Consider the following 22,753-nt stretch of genomic DNA (forward strand, 5'->3'; position numbering starts at 1 on the left):
GACGAGGTCAGGACAGACACGGACACGGGTTCGAGGAGCGGTCACAGTGCAGCGCTGGCGTGGCTTGGAGGACATCCCCCAGGACTGGGGGCGCAGCGTCGTCACCATCGGTTCCTACGACGGAGTCCACCGCGGCCACCAGCTGATCATCAAGCACGCCGTCGAGCGCGCCCGCGAACTGGGCGTCCCCGCCGTCGTGGTCACCTTCGACCCGCACCCCAGCGAGGTCGTCCGCCCCGGCAGCCACCCGCCGCTGCTCGCCCCGCACCACCGCCGCGCCGAACTGATGGCCGAGCTGGGCGTCGAGGCGGTCCTCGTCCTGCCGTTCACCACCGAGTTCTCCAAGCTGTCGCCCGCCGACTTCGTGGTGAAGGTCCTGGTGGACAAGTTGCACGCCAAGGCGGTCGTGGAAGGCCCCAACTTCCGCTTCGGCCACAAGGCGGCCGGAAACGTCGAGTTCCTCATCGGGCAGGGCAAGGTCTACGACTTCGAGGTCGAGGTCGTCGACCTGTACGTCACCGGTGAGGCGGGCGGCGGCGAGCCGTTCTCCTCGACCCTGACGCGCCGTCTGGTCGCCGAGGGCGACGTCGCGGGCGCCCGCGAGATCCTGGGCCGCCCGCACCGCGTCGAGGGCATCGTGGTCCGCGGCGCCCAGCGCGGCCGGGAAATGGGCTTCCCGACGGCCAACGTCGAGACGCTGCCGCACACCGCGATCCCGGCCGACGGCGTGTACGCCGGCTACCTGCACGCCCAGGGCGAGGCCATGCCGGCCGCGATCTCCGTCGGCACCAACCCGCAGTTCGACGGCACCGAGCGCACGGTGGAGGCGTACGCCATCGACCGCGTCGGCCTCGACCTGTACGGCCTCCACGTCGCCGTCGACTTCCTGGCGTACGTGCGCGGCCAGGCGAAGTTCGAGTCGCTGGAGGCCCTGCTGGAGCAGATGGCGGCCGATGTGGAGCGGTGCCGGCAGATCGTGGCGGCACAGGACTGACCGACGACCGCCGTACGACAGCGGTGACGCGTCGGCAGGGAAGAGACGCGGAGGGCGGCCGGTGCGCGGAGCACCGGCCGCCCTTTTCCGTGCGTCCCTACCGCTGGGGCGGGGCCGGGGGAGCCTGCGGGGGCAGCTGACCCGGCTCCTGTCGCGGCTGGGGCTGTCCCGGCCCGCCGTACCCGGGCTGTGCCGGGTACGGCTGCTGCGCCGGGGCGTACGCCTGCCCGGGACCCTGCGGGTACGGCGGCTGCCCCTGCGGGTACGGCTGTGGCTGCCCCTGCGGGTACGGCTGCCCTTGCGGGTACGGCTGCGGCTGTCCTTGCGGGTAGGGCTGGCCGGGGCCGTACGGCTGGGGCTGGGCCTGGCCGGGCAGGGGCGGAGCGGCCACCGGCGGCGGGTTGCCGTCGCTCGTCCACAGTCCGTGCGCCTGCTGGTGGCGGGTGAAGTCCTCGGCGACCAGCGCGGCGAGGTTGAAGTAGGCCTCGCGGGTCTTGGGACGCATCATGTCGAGGTCGACCTCGGCGCCGGCGGCCAGGTGCTCGTCGAAGGGCACGACCACGACGGCGCGGGTCCGCGTCTCGAAGTGCGCCACGATGTCCTCGACTTTGATCATCTTGCCGGTCTCGCGCACCCCGGAGATCACGGTGAGGGAACGCGAGACCAGGTCGGCGTACCCGTGCGCGGACAGCCAGTCCAGCGTCGTACTGGCGCTGCTCGCCCCGTCCACGGACGGCGTCGAGATGATGATCAGCTGGTCCGCCAGGTCGAGCACCCCGCGCATGGCGCTGTACAGCAGGCCCGTGCCCGAGTCGGTGAGGATGACCGGGTACTGCCGCCCGAGCACGTCTATCGCGCGTCGGTAGTCCTCGTCGTTGAACGTGGTCGAGACGGCGGGGTCCACGTCGTTGGCGATGATCTCCAGGCCGGAGGGCGCCTGCGAGGTGAACCGCCTGATGTCCATGTACGAGTTCAGGTACGGGATCGCCTGGACGAGGTCGCGGATCGTCGCCCCCGTCTCGCGCCGCACCCGCCGTCCGAGCGTGCCGGCGTCCGGGTTCGCGTCGATGGCGAGTATCTTGTCCTGCCGCTCGGTGGCCAGGGTCGAGCCGAGCGCGGTCGTCGTGGTCGTCTTGCCGACGCCGCCCTTGAGGCTGATGACCGCGATCCGGTAGCACGACAGCACCGGCGTGCGGATCAGCTCCAGCTTGCGCTGCCGCTCGGCCTCCTCCTTCTTGCCGCCCAGCTTGAACCGTGAGGTGGCCGCCGTGGGCCTGCCGCTCTTCGCCTTCTGCCGCTTGTTGTTGAGCAGCCGGTCCGCTGACAGCTCCACGGCCGCGGTGTAACCGAGCGGCGCCGCACCGGGGTTGGTCGGCTGACGCTGGTCGTGCTGGACGGCCTGCGGCCAGGCGGCACCGGAACGGGGGTCGACCGGGGCCTGCGGCGCCTGCGGCGCGTCGGACCCCGGGGCGGGGGCGAAGCCCGGGTGCTGCGGGTGCTGCGGATGCTGTGGGGCCTGCGGGGGCTGGGGGAAGCCGTAACCGCCGGGCTGGGGACGCGCGTCGGGGTCGTGGGGGCCCGGGTGGGAGGTCGAGGACTGCGGGAAGCCGTATCCGCCCGGCTGGGCGGGGGAGTTGGGCGCCCCCGGCTGCGGGAAGCCGTATCCGGCCGGCGGGGTCGGGCCGTTGGGCGACCACTGCGGGGACGGCGCGGGTGCGGCGGGTGCCCCGGGCTGATCCGTCTGGTGCTGCCGGTTCCACCCGGCGGGCGAGGGCTGCGGGGCCTGCGGCTGGAACTGCGGCTGCTGGCCCGGCGCACCGGTGGGGCCCTGGGCGGTGGCCGGCGGCTGGGGATGGGGCTGGTGCTGCGGATGCGGCTGCCCGCCGGGCATCGGGCCGGGCTGCTGCGGGGGTGCCGGCTGCGGTGCCGGCTGCGCGGGCCACTGGGCGGCGGCCGCCGGCGCGGCGGGCTGGTACGACGGCGGCAACGGGGGCACCCCGCCCTGCGGCGCGGCCGGGGCGGGCTGCTGCGGAGGCCAGCCGGGCTGTCCTCCCTGCTGCGGGGCCGGGGGAGCGGGGGTGGCGGCGGGGTACGGGGCGCCGGGCCCGGGCTGGGGCTGGGGCACGCCCGGCTGGAAGGCGCCGGGCTGCGGGAAACCGTAGCCGCCGGGCTGCGGGGCACCGGTCGGCTGCGCCTGAGTTTGAACCGGGGCGTGGGGCTGGGACACGTCGGTGTGCGGCGCGTCGGGTTGCGCCGAGTCGCCCTGCGACGCCTCCGTCCGCGACGCCTCCGTCCGCGACGCCTCCGTCCGCGACCGCTCCGGCCGCGGCGACTCCGCCTCCGGTGCCACCGCGTCCGCGGCTTCCGCGTCCGGCGCGCCGACCCGCAGGCCGGCACCGTCCGGGCCACTGCCAGCGCCAGCGCCATCGTCAGCGTCACCGTCGGTGTCACCGGAGTCGGTCACCTCCGGCGGGAGGGACGGTCCCGCGGCGGCGTTCTCCACCGACCCGTCATCCGTGGCGGCCGTCTCCGACGGGTCGGACGCGTCCGTCCCCTCGGCACCTCCCTGACCGTCCTCGTGCCGCGTCCCGCCGCCGGAGGGCGAGGAGCCCTCCGGACCGGGGACGGCGGTGTCCGCCACCGCGTCCCCCCGTGCGCCCGCGACCTCACCGGACTCGTCGGTGTCCCGCTCGCCGGTCTCGGCCCCGACGCTCGCCGCACCGGCGTCCACGCCGTCCCCGGTGGGAACCGTCTGGTCCGGAGAGTTCTCGTCGTCGGAGGCACCGGGCTCCCCGTCGGACCCCGTACGTTCGGCGATCTCGGCCATCTGGCGCTTCAGGGCGACGGCGGAGAACCGCATGGTCGCCCCGCTCTCCAGGTCGCCGTTGTCCGTCTCCGGCTCGACCACGGGGGAGTCACCGGGCGCCCCCTGAGGGGCGGCGGGCTGCGGCGGCCGGGCCGCCTGCGGCTCGAAGCCCTCGGGCAGCCGCGGCATCGGGACGGGTCCGCCGACCGGCGGCGCGGGCTGCGCGGCCGGGGCGAACGTCGGACCGTCCACCGGTGCGGGCGGAGCGTACGGCGCACCCTGCGCCGGGATGCCCTGCGACGGCGCGTAGGGGGTCCCCTGCGGAGGCGTGAACGGGGCCTGCGACGGCGGAGCGACAGGGGCCTGCGGTGGCGGCGCGTAGGGGATGCCCTGGGGCGGGGTGCCCGTCGGCTGGGGCGGGGTGCCCGTCGGCTGGGCCGGCGGGGGAGGCGGAGTCGGGCCGGTCACCGGCGTACCCGTGGCGAACGGCGGTACCGGCGCGGCCGAGGAGCCCGGACCGCCCGCGGCCCTCGGGTCGTCGGCCGGGGCGAAGCCGCCCACGCCGCCCGGGCCCGCCCCCGTGCCGGACGCGTTCTGCGTGTACCAGGCGGGGGGAGCGTAGTCGATGGTGAACTCGCCGGTGGTCTCGACGGCCTCCGCGTCGGGCTGGTCATCGCCGGGTGTGTCCCAGCCCCCGCGCGTCCCGTCCCGATCGCTGCTCACAGTTCCTCCTGGTGTGGTCGAGCACCCTCATGCCGTGCCGGGGCGAGCATGTCGTGTCGTATCGAGTCGTCCATTGCCGTTCGGGGCGGTCCGGTGTGCACCGGCCCTCCCCCGGGACACCGACCGCCCGGTCCACGGGTCCTGCCATCGCGCCCGCTCCCAGCCTAATCACCAGGAGCCGCCCCCCGGCAGGCCCGCCCGCCCCCCGGCACCCGCCCACCGGGTCACACACGCCCACGGACACCCCGCCCGCCCCGCGCGACTCCCGCGAGAGCGTGAACAAAAGGGATGGAAGGGGGTGTTCAGTCCATCCGGCGGGGTGTGCCCAACAATCCGATCTCGGCGTCGGTGGGTTGCGTCAGCACATACTGCCGGTCACGGTCGGTACACCACAGGGTGACACCGTCGGGCAGCGCGGGCAGCGACTCGATCTCGGTCCGCGACAGGCCCATCGTGCGGCCCAGTTCGGCCGCCTCGTCGGGGGAGACCCGCTGGATGCCGGCGAGCCGGGCCTGCCGGAGCAGCCGGGGCGCGACCGGGCTGAGGTACGGAAGCAGGGTCAGCACCGACTGCCACGGCCCGGACACCACCCGGCCGCGCGGGGGCCGCATACCGCAGTCCCGCACCACCAGCACGGGCGTACCGGCGGAGGCGCCCTGCGGCGGCACCCGCCCGACGTCGTACACGGACAGGCCGTTCTGCCCGCCGCCCATGGCGTGCACCATCTGCATCCAGGCCTGCGGCCGGCCGGTCTCCACGGCGACCCGGGCACCCGTGGCGGCCGAGCGCAGCGCCAGCACCTGCGCGGTCCACAGGCCGCCGATCAGGACGACGTCGTACGGCGTGGGCCGGTTGATGCCGAGGACGGCCGGCTGCCCCTCCGCGTCGACACCGGCCACCACCCCGTCGTCCCCTATGGGCAGGGCGAGCGCGTCCAGTTGCCCGGCGGACAGTCCGTGCCGGCCGTGCCGGGGACCGATCAGACCGAGGCCGTGCCGCAGCCGCTCGACCGCCCGGCGCGCCCCGGACGGCTCCCGCTCGCCCCGCGCGGGCGCGCCCGGCGTCATGGGGGCCGTCGGAATCGTCGTCACCGCACACCTCCGAGGGGCAGCGTGGCCAGCATGCCGGGCAGTTGCTCACGGTCGAGGCGGGCCAGGCCGGCCCCGGCCTGCCGGGCCGCGTCCTCCAGGGCCCGGCGGGCCGCGACGAGTTCGTCGTCGCTGCGCCCCGTCACCCGCAGGTGGCCGCAGAGCGACACCTCCTGCCGGTCCCCGGGGGCGAGGGTGAGACTGAAGGTGGTCGCCAGGGCCGGTATCGCGGTGACCCGGGCGACGAACTGCGGGAGCGACTCGCCCCGCCCGGCGCCCAGCTGGGGCCAGCGCCGGATCCAGTACGTGGTGTGCCGCCGGTTGTCGCAGCGCCAGCTGCGCCCGGACTCCTCCGTGCGCCGCTCCCGCGTCTCGCCCCGCCCCGCCTCGGCGGTGACCAGCGGATTGGCGCAGGCCGAGGTGGCGAGGGCGGCGACCAGCTCCTCCTCGTCCAGCACCCGTGCCCGGAACCCCGCGCCGGTCAGCCGGCTCGCCAGGTGGTCCGCGGCCCGCACGACGCACTTCTGCGCGCCCGGCAGCCCACCACCGCGCGCGGCCACGGCCTCCGCGCACAGCTCGGGATCGAGTTTCAACGCGATCCAGGTGATGCGCACGGCCGGGGCACCGGTCTGCTCCTGGAGCGGCACGTAGTTGGCGACCGCCACGGACTGCTGGGGCAGGTGCAGCGCGGGCGCCGGCTGGGTGTGCAGCACGATCTGCGCCGACTCCAGGCGGATCCCGTCCACCTCCAGCGCGTCCCGCACCAGCTTCAGCGGCAGCGGCTGCCGGCTCCGCTCGGCCCGCAGCGCGGTCGCGTCGGCCTCCACCTGGAGCACGGCCGTGACGAACGTGCCGTCCCCGACCAGGCCGACCGGCCGCCGGTCCCGGGCGCCGTGGGAGTACGTGCGCAGGGCGGGCTCGCACTCCACCGCCGGGACCAGCCCGGGCTCCGTGCCGGGCGGTATCGGGGTGTCGGCGGCCCGCCTCTGCCGCGCCCGCAACTCCCGTGCGGTGGCCAGCCACTCCGGCAGGGACCGGCCGCGCCGCCGTACGAACGCCAGCAGGAGGAGTACCACCGCGACCACCGCGGCCGGCACCAGGGCCGCCATCCCGACGGCCCAGCCGACGAGCAGCACCGCCGCCGCCAGCTCCACCAGCAGGAGCCGTTGCAAACGGAACGAGCCGGCCTGGCCCGACCGTTGCCGCAGACCGGGTGTGACCTGCTGCCGCTCCGCGTCGCGCCGCTCCGGTGTCCCGGACGCCGGTGTCCCGGACCCGGCCGCGCGGCCTCGTGCCGCCGACCGGCCGCGTGTTCGCGTCCGCGTCCCGGAAGCCATCACTCCATCCCCCCGATCTGCTCACAACTCGCTGGAACCAGGCCACCGAACAAGGCCCTTGAGGGCCCGGGTACCCTACCCGCTCCACGGGACCGGCTCCGTACCAGGCATAGTAGGGGCCGGGTCCGACAACGGAGGGCGGGGGAACGTGGTCCCCGGGCACGCTCCGGGTGAGACACGGGGAGAAACGGGCACAGATGGCATCTCGGCGGGACCAACTCAACGCCTACACCTTCGCGAAGCGCCGCATGCTCGCGTCGTTCGTGCAGTCGTCACCGGATGCCTCCGACGAGGGCGCGCCCCGGCCGCTGCGCGCCGTCCTGCCCGGCGCGATCGTCGGCGCCGTCGTCCTCGCGGTCTTCGGCGCCTGGGGCATGTTCAAGCCGACGGCACCCGAGGGCTGGGACGACCCGGGCCAGAAGGTCATCATCGCCAGCAAGTCCACCACCCGTTACGTGGTGCTGAAGACCAAGGGGAAGGTCCAGCTCCACCCGGTGCTCAACATGGCCTCCGCCAGGCTCGTCCTCGACACCCGGGACGACGTCGACGTCGTCACCGTCGACGAGTCGATCCTCGACAACGGCAAGGTCCCGCACGGCGTCACCATCGGCATCCCCTACGCCCCCGACCGGCTGCCCTCCGGCGCGGAGGCCGGCGCCGCCAAGCAGTGGGCCGTCTGCGAACGCCCGTCCGGCAGTGGCAACTCCCTCCAGAGGGCCGCGTTCGTCCTCGCCGCACGCGACCGGGACAAGCTCGCCGACCCCCGGGAGAAGCTGCACGGCGGTGAACTCCTCTACGTCGCCACGCGGGAGGGGAAGCGGTACGTGGTCGACGCGCACGGCCGGGCCTACCCCGTGGACGCCGGCGACAAGCTGCTCCTCCAGACCCTCGTCGGCCCCGACCGCACACCGCAGCGGGTGACCCGGGAGTGGATCGCGACGCTGCACCCGGGCGACCGGATCGCCTTCCCGCCGGTGGAGGGCGTCCCGGGCGCACCCGCCAAGGCCCCCGGCCAGCTGGACGAGCGGGCCAACCGCGTCGGCATGGTGCTCCGGGCACCGGTCAACGGCCAGGAACAGTTCTTCGTCGTCCTCCCCGGCCGGGTCGCCCCCGTCTCGAACTTCGTCGCACAGCTCCTGCTGGTCAGCGAGAACCTCGTACGGCTCGGCCAGGCCGGACACCCCCTGGAGGTCAGCGCGGGCGCCATCACCCGGGGCGAACCGTTCGCGGCCGACCACACCTGGCCCACCGAGAAGCCCAGCGCGGTCAACCAGCCCTCCACCGCCCACGGCAGCCGCAACACCGTCTGCAACGTGCTCGGCCACGTCGACCCCCACAACGGCGCCACGACCCTGAGCACCTGGGCCGGCACCGACTTCCCCGCCGTCCTGCCCACCGGCTCCTCCAGTGCCTACGTCACCGCCGGCTCCGGCCAGCTCTACCGCCAGTTCCAGGGCACGAAGACCACGGTCGGCGGCGTCTTCCTGGTCACCGACACCGGGCTGCGCTACGCCCTCCAGTCCAACGACGACAGCACCGCCGACGACAAGGGCATCGGCATGTCGGCCAAGCAGCGCAAGCAGCTCCAGGGCGAGGCGAAGCTCGCGCAGACCCGCCTCGGCTACACCGACGTCAGCCCAGCCCCCATCCCCGCGGCCTGGTCGGAGTTCCTGCCGACCGGCCCCCGTCTGTCGACCGCGGCGGCCCGCCAGCCGCAGGGCTCCTGAGGGGTACGGCGATGACGCGGACGCTCCCGGGCCGTACGGCCCTCGCGGTGACCACGGTGCTGGCCGCCACCCTGCTGACGGCACCGGCCGCGGCGGCGGACCCCGACTTCGGCCAGTGCACGTTCTCCCGCACCAACCACAAGTACTCGGGCACCCCCTGGGCGCTCCAACGTGTCAACCTCGACGAGCTGTGGAGCCGGTCCAAGGGCAAGGGCATCAAGGTGGCCGTCATCGACACCGGCGTCGACACCGCCAATCCCCAGCTCACCCACGCCGTCGACGCCTCCCTCGGCACCAACCTCCTGCCCGACAAGGTCAAGGGCCAGCCCATCGACCGCGGCAACGACAAGGGCACGACCGACACCGTCGGCCACGGCACGCGCGTCGCCGGCATCATCGCGGCCCGCCCCATGAAGGGCACCGGCTTCGTCGGCCTCGCCCCCGAGGCCACGATCATCCCGATCAAGCAGAACGACGCGGACGGCCACGGCACGGCCCGCACCCTCGCCGCGGCCATCCGGCACGCGATCAGGACGAAGGCCGACGTCATCAACATCTCCCAGGACACGGCCGACGCCGCCGTCCCCGACGAGGACCTGCACCGGGCGGTGAACGAGGCACTGGCGGCCCGGATCGTCGTCGTCGCCTCCGCCGGCAACGGCGGCCTGGGCGGCAACGCGAAGAAGACCTACCCCGCGTCCTACCCCGGCGTCCTCGCCGTCGCCGCCTCCGACCGCAACAACGAACGCGCGGCCTTCTCCCAGTCCGGCGACTTCGTCGGAGTCGCCGCCCCGGGCGTCGACATGATCTCCACCGTCCCCAAGGGCGGCCACTGCACCGACAACGGCACCAGCTTCTCCGCCCCCTACGTGGCCGGCGTCGCCGCCCTCATCAAGGCCGAGCACCGCACCTGGACGGCCCGGGAGGTCGTCGCCCAGATCGAGCAGACGGCGGAACGCTCCATCTCCGGCCACGACTGGCGGGTCGGCTGGGGCGTGGTGGATCCCGTCCGCGCCCTCACCGAGGACGATCACCCGATCGAGTCCCCCCACCCCGACGCGGGCCTCACCCATGCGGAGGCTCCGGCCCCCGCCGCACTCACCCTCGGCGAGACCCCCCAGGAACGCACCGCCCGCATCGCCACGTACGTGGCCGTCGGCGTGGCGGTCCTGGTGGCGGGCCTGAGCGGGGGAGCGGTGGCCCTCCGCGACGCCCGCAGAAGACGCCGCCGCCTCCTCCACCGAGCCTGACCCCCCGCCCGCCAGGACCGCCGCCTCCCCAACGCCGCGGTGGTACGCCCGCACCGGCTCCCGCGTGGCCCCTCATCCCGACGCCCCGCCCCCGACGACCGGACGTAGGTACTGACGGCCCGCCCCCGAACCCCCTCACCAGCACAGTCGATGAGCGACACCGGCGCCCTCCCCGCGTACGCGATGGATCCACCGTCACCGGACTTCACAAGACCGATGCCGTGGTCGTACGAAGCGATGAGGCGGAGCGATCGGACGCGACGCGCTCCCTCTCCACGGTCAGCACCACGTGCCCGTCGACCCTCACCTCGCATCTCGCGCCGGCCCCGCCGGAGACGGCCGCCTTCTCGACACCCAGCCGCTCACCAGAGGCAGGCAGCAACCGACCCAGCGCCCCGCCCCCGAACCCGACACTGCGCAACTCCCCGGGGAGACGGTGGACAGCGTGGCGTCCCCGGACGGTAGAACGTAGGCGCCAAGCCGGCCGGTGCTCAGGACGCGGCCTTGCACGGATGCTGCTTCTTCAGCGAAGCGGTGTAACCGCGGATGAGCTTCTCCATGGCGGCCTCGTCGTGCCGCGCGGGCTTCAGCAGCTTCACGAGCGTGCTGATGTCCTCCTCCTCGACCGCGGCACCACGGCACCTGATCAGCGACACGGCGGACCGGTCGGTGTAGGCGACGGCGCCGCCGTCCGCGGCCTTCTGCTCCCGAACGGAGAGCCGGCTGCGCAGGATGTCGCGTGCCGAGCTGCCGGCGTCGATGCGCTCACCACTGATCACCAGCACCGTGTCCGTGTCCACAGCGACCTCGCACAGCGCCGAACCGTCCTCCAGGCTCCCCGTCCGCTTCACCGTGACCCGCTCACCCGAGTCCGGCAGAACGGCGCCAAGGGCGTCGGACGGCACGGACACCCCGCAAAGAGCCTCCGGCACGGAGAAACCTCGCTCCGGCCCGCCGGAAGAGCATCCCGCCACCACCACCGCGACGGCGAGAAACACCATGACACGGAGAACATGCGACGAGGCTCTCAATGCTTGCTACTCTCCGATTTCCACTGGGCACCGTCCGAGTGGCTGTGGCCGGCGGAAGTCCGCGCGGCTCTTCTCAGGTCGTCGGCGGTGTCGGAATCGATCGTGTTGTTGTTCACCAGCGCGTGATCGACGGCGGCTCTCGAGGAGTCCAAGGCGGCTTGACGGCCGTTGGTGTACTCCTGTCCTGCCTCCGTCTCGGCTTCGCTCGAGGTGTCCTGCTCGATGCTCTTCATGATGGACTCCTGAATGTCCTCGGAGGCCCACTCAAGAGGAGCACCGGCGATCGGAACCCGCTCACCGACTTTTTCGAGACCCATGCCGAGAATGCGGTTCACCCACTTCTGTTTCTCTGCCGCCGCCTCGTTGAACTCCGTATCGGATGCCGTGTGATACTCGTATATCGCATGCGCCCGTGCATCACTCATGATTCCGGCGATCGCCGATCCAGGGGCCACCGCGTCGCCCACTCGCCCGTCCAACGAGGCTGTGGAATGGCTTGAGCCGTTGATGACGTGGTCCACTACGTCGGTGGTGTAAGTCTGCTGAGCGGTCGAAATTGCCGCATACGCATCGGGATCCTGACCGACTCCGCCCAGGAACCGGGCGACGTTGTTCGGGTCGAGATCAGCCGGGGTGCCGAACGTCGGGAACAACTCACTGCTGGAGTCCTCGTTGTACATCGCCCGCTGGAAGTCGCCCATGTACTCGGCGGTGATGTCACCGAGGCTTCCCCGGAGGGCGTACAAGGGACCCGTTTCCTCGTCGTCGAGATCTCCGTTCTCGTTGTGCCTGATCAGCTCCGGATGTTCGCCGAACTTGTTCACGATGTCGCTGACCAGGTGCGCCTGCGCCGCGTTGTGCTTGATGGCGTCGGCGGTGTCGTCACTGTCGTAAGGGCGGCCTGTGGTCGCCGACTCCAGGGCGTGGCCCAGTGCCTCAGGGCCGAAGCCGAGTGCCGCCTTGGTCTTGTCCTCGTCCGCGAGAACGTTCGCGGCATTGGTGTCGACCGTCCACTCGAAGTCCTTGTCGGTGAACAGGTCCAGGTAGGAGCTGAAGCCGGGCTCACCGCCCTTCTTCACGGTGCCGTCCTCGTTGTACGCCGTCGGCGTGCCGGTGAAGAACTTCTCCGAGGCCTCGGGACTGTGTCCGAGTGCTTCCAGGACGCTGTTCAACGGGTCGTTGCCGGTGCCCGGCCTGCCCGAGGGATTGAAGCCGTAGGTGTCCGGACTACCTGCCGGCTTGTTCGACAGGAAGAAGTACGGGTCCTTCTTGTGCAGCTGGGTGATGTGTTCCGCGATGGGCGTGAGGAACCGTGGGTCGTAGTTGCCGTAACGCAGCAGGCCACCCAACACCTGGTAGCCGTACGGCTTGTTCCATTGCCCCTGCTCCCAGCCGACCTGCTGGGTGCCGAGGCGCCGGAACTCCGCACCCCAGCTGTCCGGGAGATGGTGCCGGTGGTCCGGGTCCGTCGCGTTGGCGAGTGTGTAGCCCATGACCTTCTGTAGGTCCCGCACCCCGTCCAGGCGGGTTCCGGTCGCGTCGGCATCGGTGCCGTCGATCGACATCTCGGCATAGAACTGGAGTGCTTTCTCCGGCCCGCCGAGTCCCTCGTAGAACCCGGTGGCGAATTCGCCGTCCTTCTCCGCCGAGTTCAAACGCAGCAGCTGGTTCAGCTCACGCAGCTCCACGTCGGACATCTTGTCGCCCTTGCGCGCCAATTCCACGGCGCGTTCGACCTCTGCGTCATTCAGGGACTCGTACGCGCTGTGGCCCGCGTTGTGGGGGTCACCGCCATGACTCTTGGCCAACGCCCGAGCGACCGACGCGTCGATCTCGGCGGCGTGGGCCAGTATCCCGTTGATACGACCTTCCAGCGCCTGCTTCTCATCGAGCTCTTCCGGAGTGCGTTCGTCAGTGTCACCGCGGATGCGGGGGAAGAAGCAGCGGACCTTGCCGTCACCCAGGTCCTCGACACGGATCCCCAGTCGCGCGGCGTCATCCTGGATTGCCGTCCTCAGCCGCTTCTGTAGTGCGACGAGTTCGGTATGTCCGTCGTCGAGGACCTGGTAGATGCTGTCGGCCTCGGTGTGGAGATCAGAGATCTCCTTGGCTGTCTTCGCGACGAATTCCCGTGTCACCGTCGCGTTGACCCCGGCCCACCGTGCCGAGTCGGACTTCGCCTGCATCCCTGTGTGGGCGTGCTCGGCCGACTTCTTCAGGCCGTCCACGGCTTTTTTCCAGTCCGACACCGCAGTGGCGAGTGCGCTTAAGTCGACCTCGATGAGGTCGGTGGTGGTGAGAGCCACCAGAGGTCACCTACTTGAAGTACTCGTCGAGCTGGGACAGGGACACGGCCGATCCGTCACGGCCACGGAGCGTGGCACCGATCTTGGCGTCGTCCTGGGCATGCAGCTTCTGGGTGAAGTCAAGATGGTTCGAGATGTGCGCGCACGCCTGTAGTACGGATTTGACCTGCGTCGTCCATACCTCCACGGTGGTCTCCAGGGCGCTGCCCATCTGAAATCCGTGTGCTTTCAGGGCGGCCGCGGCCTGCATGGTCGAGCCGACCGATCCGTTGCCGGATCCGGCGGCGGCGATGTCGGCCCGGCTCTTCACTTCGTCGAACAGGGTGTTGGCCTCATGCCCGACGCGGCCCAGGTCGTCCTGGTACACGACCAGGTCTCCGGAGGCGCTCCCGCCTTCCGCCGCCACCTGGTTGAGCCGCACATGGGTCGATCTCCCGGCGGCCTGCGCTTTGGCCTGCTCCCACTCGTCCCACGCCACAAGGGCCCCTTCCCGTGGATACACCAGTGTGGTGCCAAGCTAGCAACCCACGCTCCGCGGAGTCTCCGGTCACGCTCGTCAACCGGGACCCTCCTGTGGGAGTTCCTCGGGCCGTCCGACAGGTCGGCGGCTCACTCTTTTCGTGTCGCAGTCTCCGGTGAGCCGTGGCACACACCGGATCGCTGGACCGTGTCCGTGTACTCGGTGATCAGTCTCTTCATGGCCGGGGCGTCCTGGTGTCGTGAGCCCGTGGCGCGCACGGAGGTGAACAGGACCCGGTCGCGTCCGTCGCGGCAGTGTGCCGTCCTGCCGAACGCCTGGTTCCCCGAGTACGCGAAGCGTCCGTCATCCGTGCGGTGCCCCACCTCGGCAAGCGTCAGCCCTTTCGCGAATTCGAGCACCGGCACGTCGTTCCACGCTCGCCTCGAAGCAACTCGTGAGGCCGAGCAGGAGAGGAGTGATCACCGTCCCCGTCTCCAGGAGACGGCCGTGGCGACGGGTGGACCTCGTGGGCATGGTGATTTCCTCATCGCCGGGGTCGGCAGGTGCGTGCCGGTTCAGCGGGTCGGTTCGAAGGGTGCGTCGCAGTGCGCCTTCTGGTGGGCGGCCAGTGCGGCGTTGCGGGCCAGGGTGATCAGGCCGTCCCGCAGCTGGTCGCTGTCGGCGTCGCGGGGCTGCTTGAGGTGGACGACGACGCTCAGGTGCTCGCCGCCACCGCGGGCGACGCAGGGGAGGTAGACGGCGGCGACCTTGTCGGACGCGACCGCCTTGTCGCCGGCGGTGAACGGCCGGACCGAGCCGGCCGGCACGTTGTTCGCGACGACGTCCTTCACCCACGCGTCGGCCTTGTCGTACTGCGCCATCTCGGCGGTGACCGCGACGAGTTGCTTCCCGCCGCCGTTGACGAAGCAGGACGCGTCGTAGCTCGAGTCGGTCCCGTCGAGACGCGGGTCGGTCACGGCGCCGTCGAAGGTGTAGGCGGACCTGTCCGGCAGGACCCGCTTCAACGCGGTGGCGCTGCTGGACGAGCGGCCCAGCACCCCGCACACCTCGGACGCCTTGATGTCGCCCACCTCGTCCGCGAAGGGCGGCAGCCCCAGGGCGTACAGGGCGCCCAGGACGAGGCAGAGCAGCAGCGCCGCTCCCCCCGCGAACAGGGACTTCGTACGAGTCGATGCCAACGTCTCAGTCTTCCGTGTCGAGTTGCCTGGGGATGCCCTCGCCGTCGAGGTACTTGTGCACCTTGGTCCCGGCGGTGTCGAACCCGTCCTCCGCGGCCGTGGCCACCGAGGCCTCGATCAGCGGGTAGCGGTGGCCGGAGTTCTCCCCCGCCTTCTGGGCGGCGAGTTCCACCAGCTTGTAGGTGGAGTCGGAGGTCTCCTCGAAGCTCTCCCCGTTGCGGTAGATGATCTCTCCGGAGCTGTCGTGCATGGCCCCTTCGGTGATCTTGCCGATGATCTCGTCGGCCGCCGTACCGGCCACGTCACCGATGATGGCGCCGCCGGGACCGGTCAGTGGCTCCGTCGCCATGCCGATCCCGATGCCGACGGCCGTGCCGCCCCAGCTCCCGGCCCGCTCGATCGCGGCGTTGTAGTCGGCGTCCTTCGCGCCGCCCTCCAATTCGGCCTGGTACGCGCGGCCGGCACCGATGATGCCCTCGATCTCACCCGCTTTACGGGCGATCTGCTCGGTGCCCTGCTTCAGGTTGTCGGCCTGGGAGAAGGCCGGATCCTTGACGTACTCCCCGGGATGCTCGAAGTGGTGCTGCATCAGCTGCGTCGTGTAGCTGTGCTGGCCGAGGTTGACCGCGGCGTAGCCCTCGGGGTTCTGGCCGACCGTGTACAGGAACCGGGTGATGTCGCGCTCGTTGAGCGTGGCCACCGTGCCCGCCACGGGGAACAGCGTCTTCTCGCTGGCGTCGCCCGCGTGGAGTTCCCGGTGGATGTCCGGCATGTATTCGGCGGCGATCTGACCCATGCTGTCGGACATGTAGCTGCGGCCGGTCAGCCGTCCGGGGTCCTCCGACACCGAGTGGAAGATGTCCTGCACCAGCTTGGCCTGCCCCGCGGTGTGCGGAGGCGTGTCCGCCGTGGGCATCTCGCCGGCCGGGTGTCCCGTCGTGGCGGCTTCCAGGGCCAGGGCCAGGTTGTTCTGGCCCGTGACGATCTCGTCGCCGTGGAGGTCCGCCTCCTTGGGCCACTCCCGCTCCTCGAACAGGTACTGGAAGTTCGACAGCGACACCTTGCCCTTCTTGCCGTTGCCGTCCGTGTCGCGTTCGAAGGGGTTGTCCGGGTCGTCCTTGGAGACGTACGGCTGGTTGAGGAAGTCGGTCGCCGCGTCGGGGCTGTTGGACAGGCCCTTGAGGTAGCCGGTGAGCGGGTCGTTGCCGCTGTCGTCGCCGATCCGGTTCAGCCAGGCGCTGGCGCCCATGTGCTGCCAGAACGGGTTTCCGTGCTCACCGTTGCCGGTCATCTTCCGCTCGGTGACCATCAGCTCGGTCCCGTAGTCCTTCAGGAACTGGTCGTCGTAGTCACCGGTCCGCATGAGGTTGCTCATGACCTGGAAGCCCATGGGGCCACCCCGGTCGCCGTAGAGCGGTTTGTCACCGATGTCGATCATGTTGCGCTTCCACTCGGTCATGCCGGCGGAATCGCTCTGTGTGGCGTGGGCCAGCGTGAGTCCGAGGTTGCGCTGGAGGTCGTCGAACTGGTCGAGGCGCTTCTGCCCCAGCTCGTAGTTGCCCCGGTTGGGATCACTGATCCCGGTCCAGAACTCCAGCGTCTTCTGCGGCCCGAGGTCGGTGGTGAAGCGCTCGGCGAACAGCGGGTCGTTCGCGTACTTCTTCAGGCCCGCGTTGATCCGGTCGAAGTCCTCGACGGACAGTTTGTCGGGGTTCTTCTTCGCGAGGCCGGCCAGCTCGTCGGCCTCCTTGACGGCCGCCGCCGCGGTGTCGCGGTCCTTGTAGTTCGCGTCGGAGAAACCGAGCGTGCTCTGGTCGACGATGGCCGTGAGGACGTCCTTGGCCGTGTTGTCGCTCTCGGTGGCCTTGCCGAGTATGCCCTGGATCTCGTCGCGGCAGGCGTCGACGTCCTTCTGGTCCGTCGCGCTCGTCCTGCCACTGGGGTCGGAGCTCCAGTCGGGCCGGGTGTTCCCCGTGACCGTGAACGTGCCGTTGCCGGTGTCGACGACGGTCAGCTGCTTGTCGTGCGCCCGGGAGACGGCGTCCGTCAGCTGCTGGTGGTACGTCTTCAGCTCGTTCCGGGTGTCCCGCAGGATGTTGTGGATGGTGGTGGCCTGCGTGTGGGCGTCACCGAACTCACCGGCGGTCTTGCCGATGAACTCCCGGGAGACCTGTGCGTTCACGCCGACCCAGTCGGCGGTGAGGGCAGCCTTGTGCAGGTCGTCCTCGGCGTCCTTCTTCAGGTCGGCCAGGTGCTTGACGAGGGTCGACCAGTCGGTGACGGCGTCGTCGAGAAGCTTGAAGTTGGCGTGGAACAGGGCGTCGAAGTCCATGTGGGGGTCGTCCTCTGGGGTAGCGGTGGCGGCCGGATCGGAGGGAGGACTCGTCGTGTCCTCCCGGCGCCGCTACTCCTTCTTCTTGTCCTTCTCCCCATATATGGAGTTCTTCTTGCCCGGCGCCCCGACCCGCTCGTCGAACCCGGCGTCCAGCGCGTCGATGCTGCTCATCTGCCGCTGGATGTAGTGCTCGTCGTTCGCGTGCACGGCCTTGGTGGTCTGCATGTGGTTGGAGATCTGGGCGCAGGCGTCCATCAGCGACTTCAGCTGCTCCTCCCAGCGGGCCGAGACGTGCTGGAGTCCGGCGCCGAGCGCGAAGCCCTGCTGGGAGAGGTCGCCGGCCGCGGAGTCGCTGCTGGGGGTGGCCACGCGGGCCTTGTCCCACAGCTGGTTGTAGAGGCTGTGGGCGGCGCTCCCGATCTTCTCCAGGTCCTTGTGGCCCACCTTGAGGTCACCGGTCCTGCTGGGCAGCACATAGGGGCCGTACGTGCCGCCGCCCCCGTCGACATGGTTGAGCCGCATGTGCGCCGACTGCCCCTCGGCGGCCCGCGTCTTGAGCTGTTCCCACTCGTCCCATGCCATGGAAAGGCCCTTCCCCCGTCTGTACGTCGCTGCGGGTCAAGCTAGCAACCGAGGCCGGGAAAAGTTTGCGCCATGTCCCCTATGCGGGATCTGTCAGGCGTGAAAGTTCGGCGGAGGTACGCCCGTGAGGGGGTTCCGCGTGTGCGGAGTCACTCCGGTGCGGCGGGCTCGCTGTCCACCGTGCGCTTGTGAAGCTTCCGCGCAGATGGTGAACCCTGTCTGTCGCTATTGACCGCCTTGTCGGTCTCCAGTGGTCATGACCCGACCACTTCGGGACAGCTTCGCAACTGAACCGTCGAGGAGTTCAGTTGGCCGCCATTTGCGCAGTGACTACAGTGGTCGGCGATGGATCGGGGGCGCCACTGAGTGCCGTCGACCCGTCCAGTTCTACCAACGGGGAAACGGGGAAGGGGTCGCGGTGGGCGACGGTGGCGGCTCGGGCATGAGGCGCGGCATCGATGCGCTGTCGAAGTTCAAGAAGAAGGTGGACGACGCGCTGAAGACCTTCGAGGGGGCTCCGGGCAGTCCGTCCAGGCTCGCGGAGCACAGGCTCAGCCCCAGCTCCTTCAGCGGCTCGAACATCCCGTTCCACGAGGCGACCGAACTGCACGGCAGGTACGAGCAGGTGCACGAGCGCCTCACCTCGCTGTCGAAGAACCTCAGCCTCCAGATCGAGGCCCTGACCCTCGCGGCGCACGCGGCTGACGTCACGTACGACGGTACGGAGGACGAGGTCCGGCGCCGGTTCTGGCAGATCCACGCGCATCTCGAAGCGGAACACCGCAAGGCGGAGGCCGAGGCGAAGCAGCACGCGCAGCAGAAGCCCGCCGACACTCCTGAGCACAGCGGCGGGGCCAAGTCCGCGGGGGGCAAGTTCTGATGAGCGACAACTGGCAGCAGAAGCCCGAGTACAAGAACGACGTCCAGCAGGCCAACGAGCAGGTCGGCGCGGTCAACACGCTCAGCCGGTTCCAGAACGCGTTCAAGGGCACGCCGATCGGAGCGGCACTGTCCTTCGGCAGGACCGACTTCGAGGACCATGACCTCAACGCGATGATCGACCTGGTCCACCACTCCAACCCCGAACACCTGGAGACGGCCAGCAAGGTTCTGTGGGACGCCCGTACGGCCATCCACGAGGCGGCCACGGACCTGGAGACCCACCTGCGTGGCGTCGACTGGCAGGGCGAGGGCGCGGACAGCTTCCACACCTGGACCTCGGGCCTCATCGACTGGACCAAGGGACTCGCCACCCTCGCCGACGCCGCCGCGACCGAGATCTCGGCCGCCGCGACGGGCCTGGCCTCCGTACGCAAGGCCATGCCGCCCCGCGACACCCGGCCCGCGAGCGAGCAGAAGCGCCCCATGCAGCTGCCCAAGGCCAAGCAGGTCGACGGCAACGCGGACTACGCCGCCGCCCTCGCCGTGGAGAAGAACCGGCAGGAGGCGATCAACCAGGTCAACCGGTTGGCGTCGTTCTACTCGGTGTCCGCCTCCGCGCTGGGCATGGCGATGGCCAGCGACCCGAAGCCGTACAGGCCTATTCCGGACGTGGGCGTGCCGCAGCCGACCATGCGCCGGGACCGCGGCTTCGGCGGTTCCGGGTCGACTTCGTCCAGCCCGACCACCGTCCGGCGCAGTCTTGCGGCAAGCCATGAAAGCCCGGCGGAAGGCCATCACGCCACGGTCACCGGACACGGCACGCCCACCGTGACCGAAACAAGGGCCGACGGGCACCTACCGCCCCTGAAGGACGTCCCTGAGCCCAGCGCTCCCTCCGGCCCCGATGTCGGCACGGAGATCAACACCACGACGACGTTGCCTCCCCAGACACCCGCCGCACCGCCCGGTTCCCCGGCACCCACCCTGCCGACGGCCACGGGAGGCGGTGGGCAGGTGCCGCTGCCGCCGGGACCGATGGGACCTCCCGTCGCGCCGACTTCCGGTCGTACCCCCGGTTACGGGCCGACCAGTCGCTTCCCCGTCTCCGCGCAGGGGCGCACCGGTTCCTCGGGAACCGCAGGCGGCCGCGTGCCGCAGACGCCCGCGGGGCAGACGGGACGCGCCGGTGCGGGCGGCCGGACCCCACAGGGTCCGATGGGACAGGCGGCCCGCGCGGCGGCCGGACGCGCCACTCCGGCGGGTCAGCCGGGTGCGCGAGGGGTCGCTCAGTCCGGGCGCGCACCGATGGGTCGCGGTGTCACGGGTGGCACGCCGAGGCCGGCCAACACGTCCGGCGGACGCGCCGCGACAGCCGGCCCGACCGGTGCGGCACGCAACGGTGTGGTGGGCGGCAAGCCGGTTCAGGGCCGTACGTCCGGAGGGACGGCCAACCCGCGTGTGCCGCGCGGCATGGTCGTCGGCGCCGAAGAACCGGTCGCCAACAAGTCCTCGAAGGGCGCTCTCGGTCGGCGGGGAGTCGTCGGCACCCCCAAGGCCGAGGCGGAACCCGGGGCGAAGCAGGCGGTGCTGCGCTCGGCCGGCAATCCCGAAGGTGCGATCGGTGCGCCCCGCAACACCACCGGGTCCCCGCTGAAGGGCGGCGAGACCGGCGCCAAGGGGCTCGGCCGCGGAGCGGTGGGCGGTCGCCAGAAGGGCTCGGGTGGCACGCCCGGTCGTGCCGGTGAGCCCGCCGAGAAGGATGAGCACCGCTCGTCACGGCAGCGGCGTGACGAGCCCCAGACGAGTGACTGAACACGAGCGAGGACGTAGACAGGCATGAAGCCAGGTACCGGCCGACGCGGCATGATGACTGCCCTGCTGTCGAGGCGTAACGCGATACGGCTGTCTGCCGTGTGCTCCGTGCTGGGCACGCTGGTCATCACGTCGGCAGAACTGGCCCCCGGAGCCCTCGCCTCGGACGGCGTGCAGTCCAAGCAGTGGTACCTCGACGCGATGCACGCCGACGAGATGTGGAAGTACAGCACCGGCAAGGGGGTGAAGGTCGCGGTCATCGACACCGGAGTGAACCCGCGCACCTCCTCGCTCAAGGGGCAGGTACTCGTCGACGAGGTGCCGAAGGCAGCGAAATACCATGTCACCCAGGATTACGACGGCCACGGCACGACGATGGCTGAGATCATCGCCGGTACGGGAGCCGGTGGCGGCATCAAGGGGCTTGCCCCGGGAGCGAAAATCATCCCCATCCGCGTGGGGTTGGATGAGTTGAAGGATGCGGACGAGCGGGCGAGGTCCCTCACCTCGGCCAAGGCCATCAGGGCCGCCGCTGACAGCGATGCCAAGATCATCAACATGTCCTACGGGAGCGAGTACTACAACGGCGAGGAAGAGGATGCGCTGAAGTACGCGGCCTCCAAGGGGAAATTGCTGTTCTCCTCCATCGGGAACAGTGGGGACCTGGGAAACAAGCCTGACTACCCGGCCAAGGATCCGTACGCTGTCGGGGTAGCAGCGGTCGACAAGACCGGAACGGTCGGCAAGTTCTCCACGTTCGGACATTACGTAGACATGTCCGCGCCGGGCCTTAACGTGCCGGCCTGGTGCGACACCACATTCACGAAGTACTGCACGACGGAGGGCACCAGCCACGCCTCCGCCATCGCCTCCGCCTCCGCCGCCCTCGTCTGGTCCGCTCACCCCGACTGGACGGCCAACCAGGTCCTCCGGTCCCTGATCGACACCGCCGGACGTACGTGGCCGAAGGGCAAGCCCAGCAAGTACCTCGGCTACGGCCTCATGCGTCCGCGCATGGTGCTGGCGAACAAGAACTTCGATCCCGGCCCGGCCCACAGGGACCCCCTGGCCGGCGAGAACGGAATAGCCGCGGACGAGGACATCACGGCCACGAAGAAGCCGACGGCGTCGCCCTCCGGGAAGTCGCCGGCCAAGGACACCGGTTCCTCCGGCGGCCCGACCTCCGCCGCCGCGAAGGACACCGACTCCGGCAACGACACCCAGACCTGGGTGATCATCGGCGCCGTGGCAGCCGTACTGGTCGTCGCAGGCGCCGGTTTCGCCGTGTTGCGCGCACGCCGTAACGCCTGAGCGGTCTCCCGCATACCTGCTCATTCGCCGAGTGAGCAGCAGCCAACGAAGAAAGGCATGGACATGGCGACGCAGCGCCAGAAGGTAAGTGACAAGGACATTGTTGTCCTCGAAAAGGAGCTTCTGCACCGTTTCGAGGGCATCAAGGGTCAGCTGAAGGAACTCCAGGCGCTCATCGACAGCCTGGAAGGCAACTGGAAGGGCATCGGTGCCGGGGCCTTCAACTCCAAGCAGACCGAGATCAACGAGCGCATGGTCCGGATCGGCAACATCCTCGCCAAGTTCATCGAGGCGATGAGCACGACCCGGAAGATCAAGGACGGCACGGAGGACGAGGTCCGCTCGCAGGTCCAGAGCATCGACGTCGACCTCGGTGGTGCGCACTCGGCGCTGTCCAGCTACTGATCCCCACCAGGCCACCACTTTTCAGCAACGGAGCAATCATGGGCGTCAACAACAGCGGCGAGCTGGAAGTTTCCTACGGCAGCCTCGACGAGACCGCCACCCAGCTGGCCAACCACGCGCGGCGGCTGGAAGAAGGCCTCGAGGCCATCAAGCAGAAGGTCGCCGGCGTCGCCAGCATGTGGGAGGGCGAGGCCCACAACGCGTACACCGAGCAGCAGGCCGCATGGGACCGTGAGGCCAAGGGCATCCACGAGGCCCTGGTCCAGATCGGCAAGGTCGTGCACGCGGCCGGCGGCGACTACCAGGGCGGCGACCGGAAGGCCGCCAGCTACTTCATGTAGTCGGACGGTCCGGTCGTACGACCGCGACCGTCACCGGCACCGGCACGGGCACCGGTACCGGCACGGGCACGGGCACGTCACGGCAACAGGGTGGGCACGCACGGGAGGTGCCCACCCTTTGTCATACCCGAACATGCCCGACGCGGTTACAGCGACAGCGACAA

18 protein-coding genes are annotated in these 22,753 nt (G+C 70.6%); 8 read left to right on the top strand and 10 right to left on the bottom strand.

The window, feature by feature from the left end; translation table 11 throughout:
* The first annotated feature begins 46 nt into the window (after window positions 1-46).
* Window positions 47-994, top strand: coding sequence for a bifunctional riboflavin kinase/FAD synthetase (locus ACIQVT_RS27250; protein WP_403759374.1), 948 nt, complete (start codon window positions 47-49; stop codon window positions 992-994).
* Between the two features lie 97 nt (window positions 995-1,091).
* Here the strand turns inward: ACIQVT_RS27250 and ACIQVT_RS27255 are convergent, their stop codons facing one another.
* From ACIQVT_RS27255 to eccE, 3 genes are all read right to left on the bottom strand, one after another.
* Window positions 1,092-4,523, bottom strand: coding sequence for an SCO5717 family growth-regulating ATPase (locus tag ACIQVT_RS27255; RefSeq protein WP_403759377.1), 3,432 nt, complete (start codon window positions 4,521-4,523; stop codon window positions 1,092-1,094).
* A gap of 302 nt (window positions 4,524-4,825) precedes the next feature.
* A complete protein-coding gene (locus ACIQVT_RS27260; RefSeq protein WP_403759484.1) occupies window positions 4,826-5,590 on the bottom strand; it encodes a hypothetical protein in 765 nt (254 codons plus the stop codon).
* A 20-nt stretch (window positions 5,591-5,610) separates the two neighbouring features.
* A complete protein-coding gene (eccE, locus tag ACIQVT_RS27265) occupies window positions 5,611-6,948 on the bottom strand; it encodes a type VII secretion protein EccE (RefSeq protein ID WP_403759380.1) in 1,338 nt (445 codons plus the stop codon).
* A 197-nt stretch (window positions 6,949-7,145) separates the two neighbouring features.
* On the opposite strand from eccE, the gene eccB reads away from it, so the two are divergent.
* Together eccB and mycP are read left to right on the top strand one after the other, a co-directional pair.
* Window positions 7,146-8,675, top strand: a complete 1,530-nt coding sequence (eccB, locus tag ACIQVT_RS27270; protein ID WP_403759386.1) for a type VII secretion protein EccB — start codon at window positions 7,146-7,148, stop codon at window positions 8,673-8,675.
* An 11-nt stretch (window positions 8,676-8,686) separates the two neighbouring features.
* Window positions 8,687-9,925: a type VII secretion-associated serine protease mycosin gene (mycP, locus tag ACIQVT_RS27275; RefSeq protein ID WP_403759389.1), complete on the top strand. Its 1,239-nt coding sequence runs from the start codon at window positions 8,687-8,689 to the stop codon at window positions 9,923-9,925.
* Between the two features lie 491 nt (window positions 9,926-10,416).
* Here mycP and ACIQVT_RS27280 read toward each other — a convergent pair whose 3' ends face one another.
* The 7 genes from ACIQVT_RS27280 to ACIQVT_RS27310 all read right to left on the bottom strand — a co-directional run bounded on the left by ACIQVT_RS27280 (window position 10,417) and on the right by ACIQVT_RS27310 (window position 17,838).
* Window positions 10,417-10,857 (bottom strand): hypothetical protein, encoded by a 441-nt coding sequence (locus tag ACIQVT_RS27280; protein ID WP_403759392.1) that lies wholly within the window; start codon window positions 10,855-10,857, stop codon window positions 10,417-10,419.
* A gap of 95 nt (window positions 10,858-10,952) precedes the next feature.
* The gene (locus ACIQVT_RS27285) at window positions 10,953-13,262 is read right to left on the bottom strand and encodes a hypothetical protein (protein WP_403759395.1); all 2,310 of its coding nucleotides are present in this window, start codon (window positions 13,260-13,262) and stop codon (window positions 10,953-10,955) included.
* 10 nt (window positions 13,263-13,272) lie between these two features.
* Entirely contained in the window at window positions 13,273-13,740 is a 468-nt protein-coding gene (locus ACIQVT_RS27290; protein WP_403759398.1) for a hypothetical protein, read from the bottom strand.
* A gap of 131 nt (window positions 13,741-13,871) precedes the next feature.
* Complete coding sequence (locus ACIQVT_RS27295; protein ID WP_403759401.1) at window positions 13,872-14,147, bottom strand: hypothetical protein; 276 nt, start codon at window positions 14,145-14,147, stop codon at window positions 13,872-13,874.
* 150 nt (window positions 14,148-14,297) lie between these two features.
* Window positions 14,298-14,921 (bottom strand): hypothetical protein, encoded by a 624-nt coding sequence (locus ACIQVT_RS27300; protein WP_403759404.1) that lies wholly within the window; start codon window positions 14,919-14,921, stop codon window positions 14,298-14,300.
* A 4-nt stretch (window positions 14,922-14,925) separates the two neighbouring features.
* Window positions 14,926-17,253, bottom strand: a complete 2,328-nt coding sequence (locus ACIQVT_RS27305; RefSeq protein WP_403759407.1) for a hypothetical protein — start codon at window positions 17,251-17,253, stop codon at window positions 14,926-14,928.
* Between the two features lie 72 nt (window positions 17,254-17,325).
* Window positions 17,326-17,838 carry a hypothetical protein gene (locus tag ACIQVT_RS27310; RefSeq protein ID WP_403759410.1) on the bottom strand — a complete coding sequence of 171 codons (513 nt, stop codon included), beginning with the start codon at window positions 17,836-17,838 and terminating at the stop codon, window positions 17,326-17,328.
* A gap of 442 nt (window positions 17,839-18,280) precedes the next feature.
* On the opposite strand from ACIQVT_RS27310, the gene ACIQVT_RS27315 reads away from it, so the two are divergent.
* From ACIQVT_RS27315 to ACIQVT_RS27335, 5 genes are all read left to right on the top strand, one after another.
* Complete coding sequence (locus ACIQVT_RS27315; RefSeq protein ID WP_403759413.1) at window positions 18,281-18,718, top strand: hypothetical protein; 438 nt, start codon at window positions 18,281-18,283, stop codon at window positions 18,716-18,718.
* Entirely contained in the window at window positions 18,718-20,532 is a 1,815-nt protein-coding gene (locus ACIQVT_RS27320; protein ID WP_403759416.1) for a hypothetical protein, read from the top strand. Before ACIQVT_RS27315 ends, ACIQVT_RS27320 begins: the two co-directional genes overlap by 1 nt.
* Before the next feature lie 54 nt (window positions 20,533-20,586).
* Window positions 20,587-21,843, top strand: coding sequence for a S8 family serine peptidase (locus ACIQVT_RS27325; RefSeq protein ID WP_403759487.1), 1,257 nt, complete (start codon window positions 20,587-20,589; stop codon window positions 21,841-21,843).
* A gap of 63 nt (window positions 21,844-21,906) precedes the next feature.
* Entirely contained in the window at window positions 21,907-22,248 is a 342-nt protein-coding gene (locus tag ACIQVT_RS27330; RefSeq protein ID WP_403759420.1) for a WXG100 family type VII secretion target, read from the top strand.
* 38 nt (window positions 22,249-22,286) lie between these two features.
* A complete protein-coding gene (locus ACIQVT_RS27335; protein WP_344346442.1) occupies window positions 22,287-22,589 on the top strand; it encodes a WXG100 family type VII secretion target in 303 nt (100 codons plus the stop codon).
* The last annotated feature ends 164 nt before the right edge of the window (window positions 22,590-22,753 follow it).

Source organism: Streptomyces sp. NPDC100445, from assembly GCF_044759735.1.
Taxonomy (GTDB): domain Bacteria; phylum Actinomycetota; class Actinomycetes; order Streptomycetales; family Streptomycetaceae; genus Streptomyces.

What these genes read in the sequence shown, in the direction of transcription:
- ACIQVT_RS27260 (WP_403759484.1), bottom strand. Translation starts at nt 5,590, where the DNA reads ATGACGCCGGGCGCGCCCGCGCGGGGCGAGCGGGAGCCGTCCGGGGCG.
- eccE (WP_403759380.1), bottom strand. Translation starts at nt 6,948, where the DNA reads ATGGCTTCCGGGACGCGGACGCGAACACGCGGCCGGTCGGCGGCACGA.
- eccB (WP_403759386.1), top strand. Translation starts at nt 7,146, where the DNA reads ATGGCATCTCGGCGGGACCAACTCAACGCCTACACCTTCGCGAAGCGC.
- mycP (WP_403759389.1), top strand. Translation starts at nt 8,687, where the DNA reads ATGACGCGGACGCTCCCGGGCCGTACGGCCCTCGCGGTGACCACGGTG.
- ACIQVT_RS27305 (WP_403759407.1), bottom strand. Translation starts at nt 17,253, where the DNA reads ATGGACTTCGACGCCCTGTTCCACGCCAACTTCAAGCTTCTCGACGAC.
- ACIQVT_RS27310 (WP_403759410.1), bottom strand. Translation starts at nt 17,838, where the DNA reads ATGGCATGGGACGAGTGGGAACAGCTCAAGACGCGGGCCGCCGAGGGG.
- ACIQVT_RS27315 (WP_403759413.1), top strand. Translation starts at nt 18,281, where the DNA reads ATGAGGCGCGGCATCGATGCGCTGTCGAAGTTCAAGAAGAAGGTGGAC.
- ACIQVT_RS27320 (WP_403759416.1), top strand. Translation starts at nt 18,718, where the DNA reads ATGAGCGACAACTGGCAGCAGAAGCCCGAGTACAAGAACGACGTCCAG.
- ACIQVT_RS27325 (WP_403759487.1), top strand. Translation starts at nt 20,587, where the DNA reads ATGACTGCCCTGCTGTCGAGGCGTAACGCGATACGGCTGTCTGCCGTG.
- ACIQVT_RS27330 (WP_403759420.1), top strand. Translation starts at nt 21,907, where the DNA reads ATGGCGACGCAGCGCCAGAAGGTAAGTGACAAGGACATTGTTGTCCTC.
- ACIQVT_RS27335 (WP_344346442.1), top strand. Translation starts at nt 22,287, where the DNA reads ATGGGCGTCAACAACAGCGGCGAGCTGGAAGTTTCCTACGGCAGCCTC.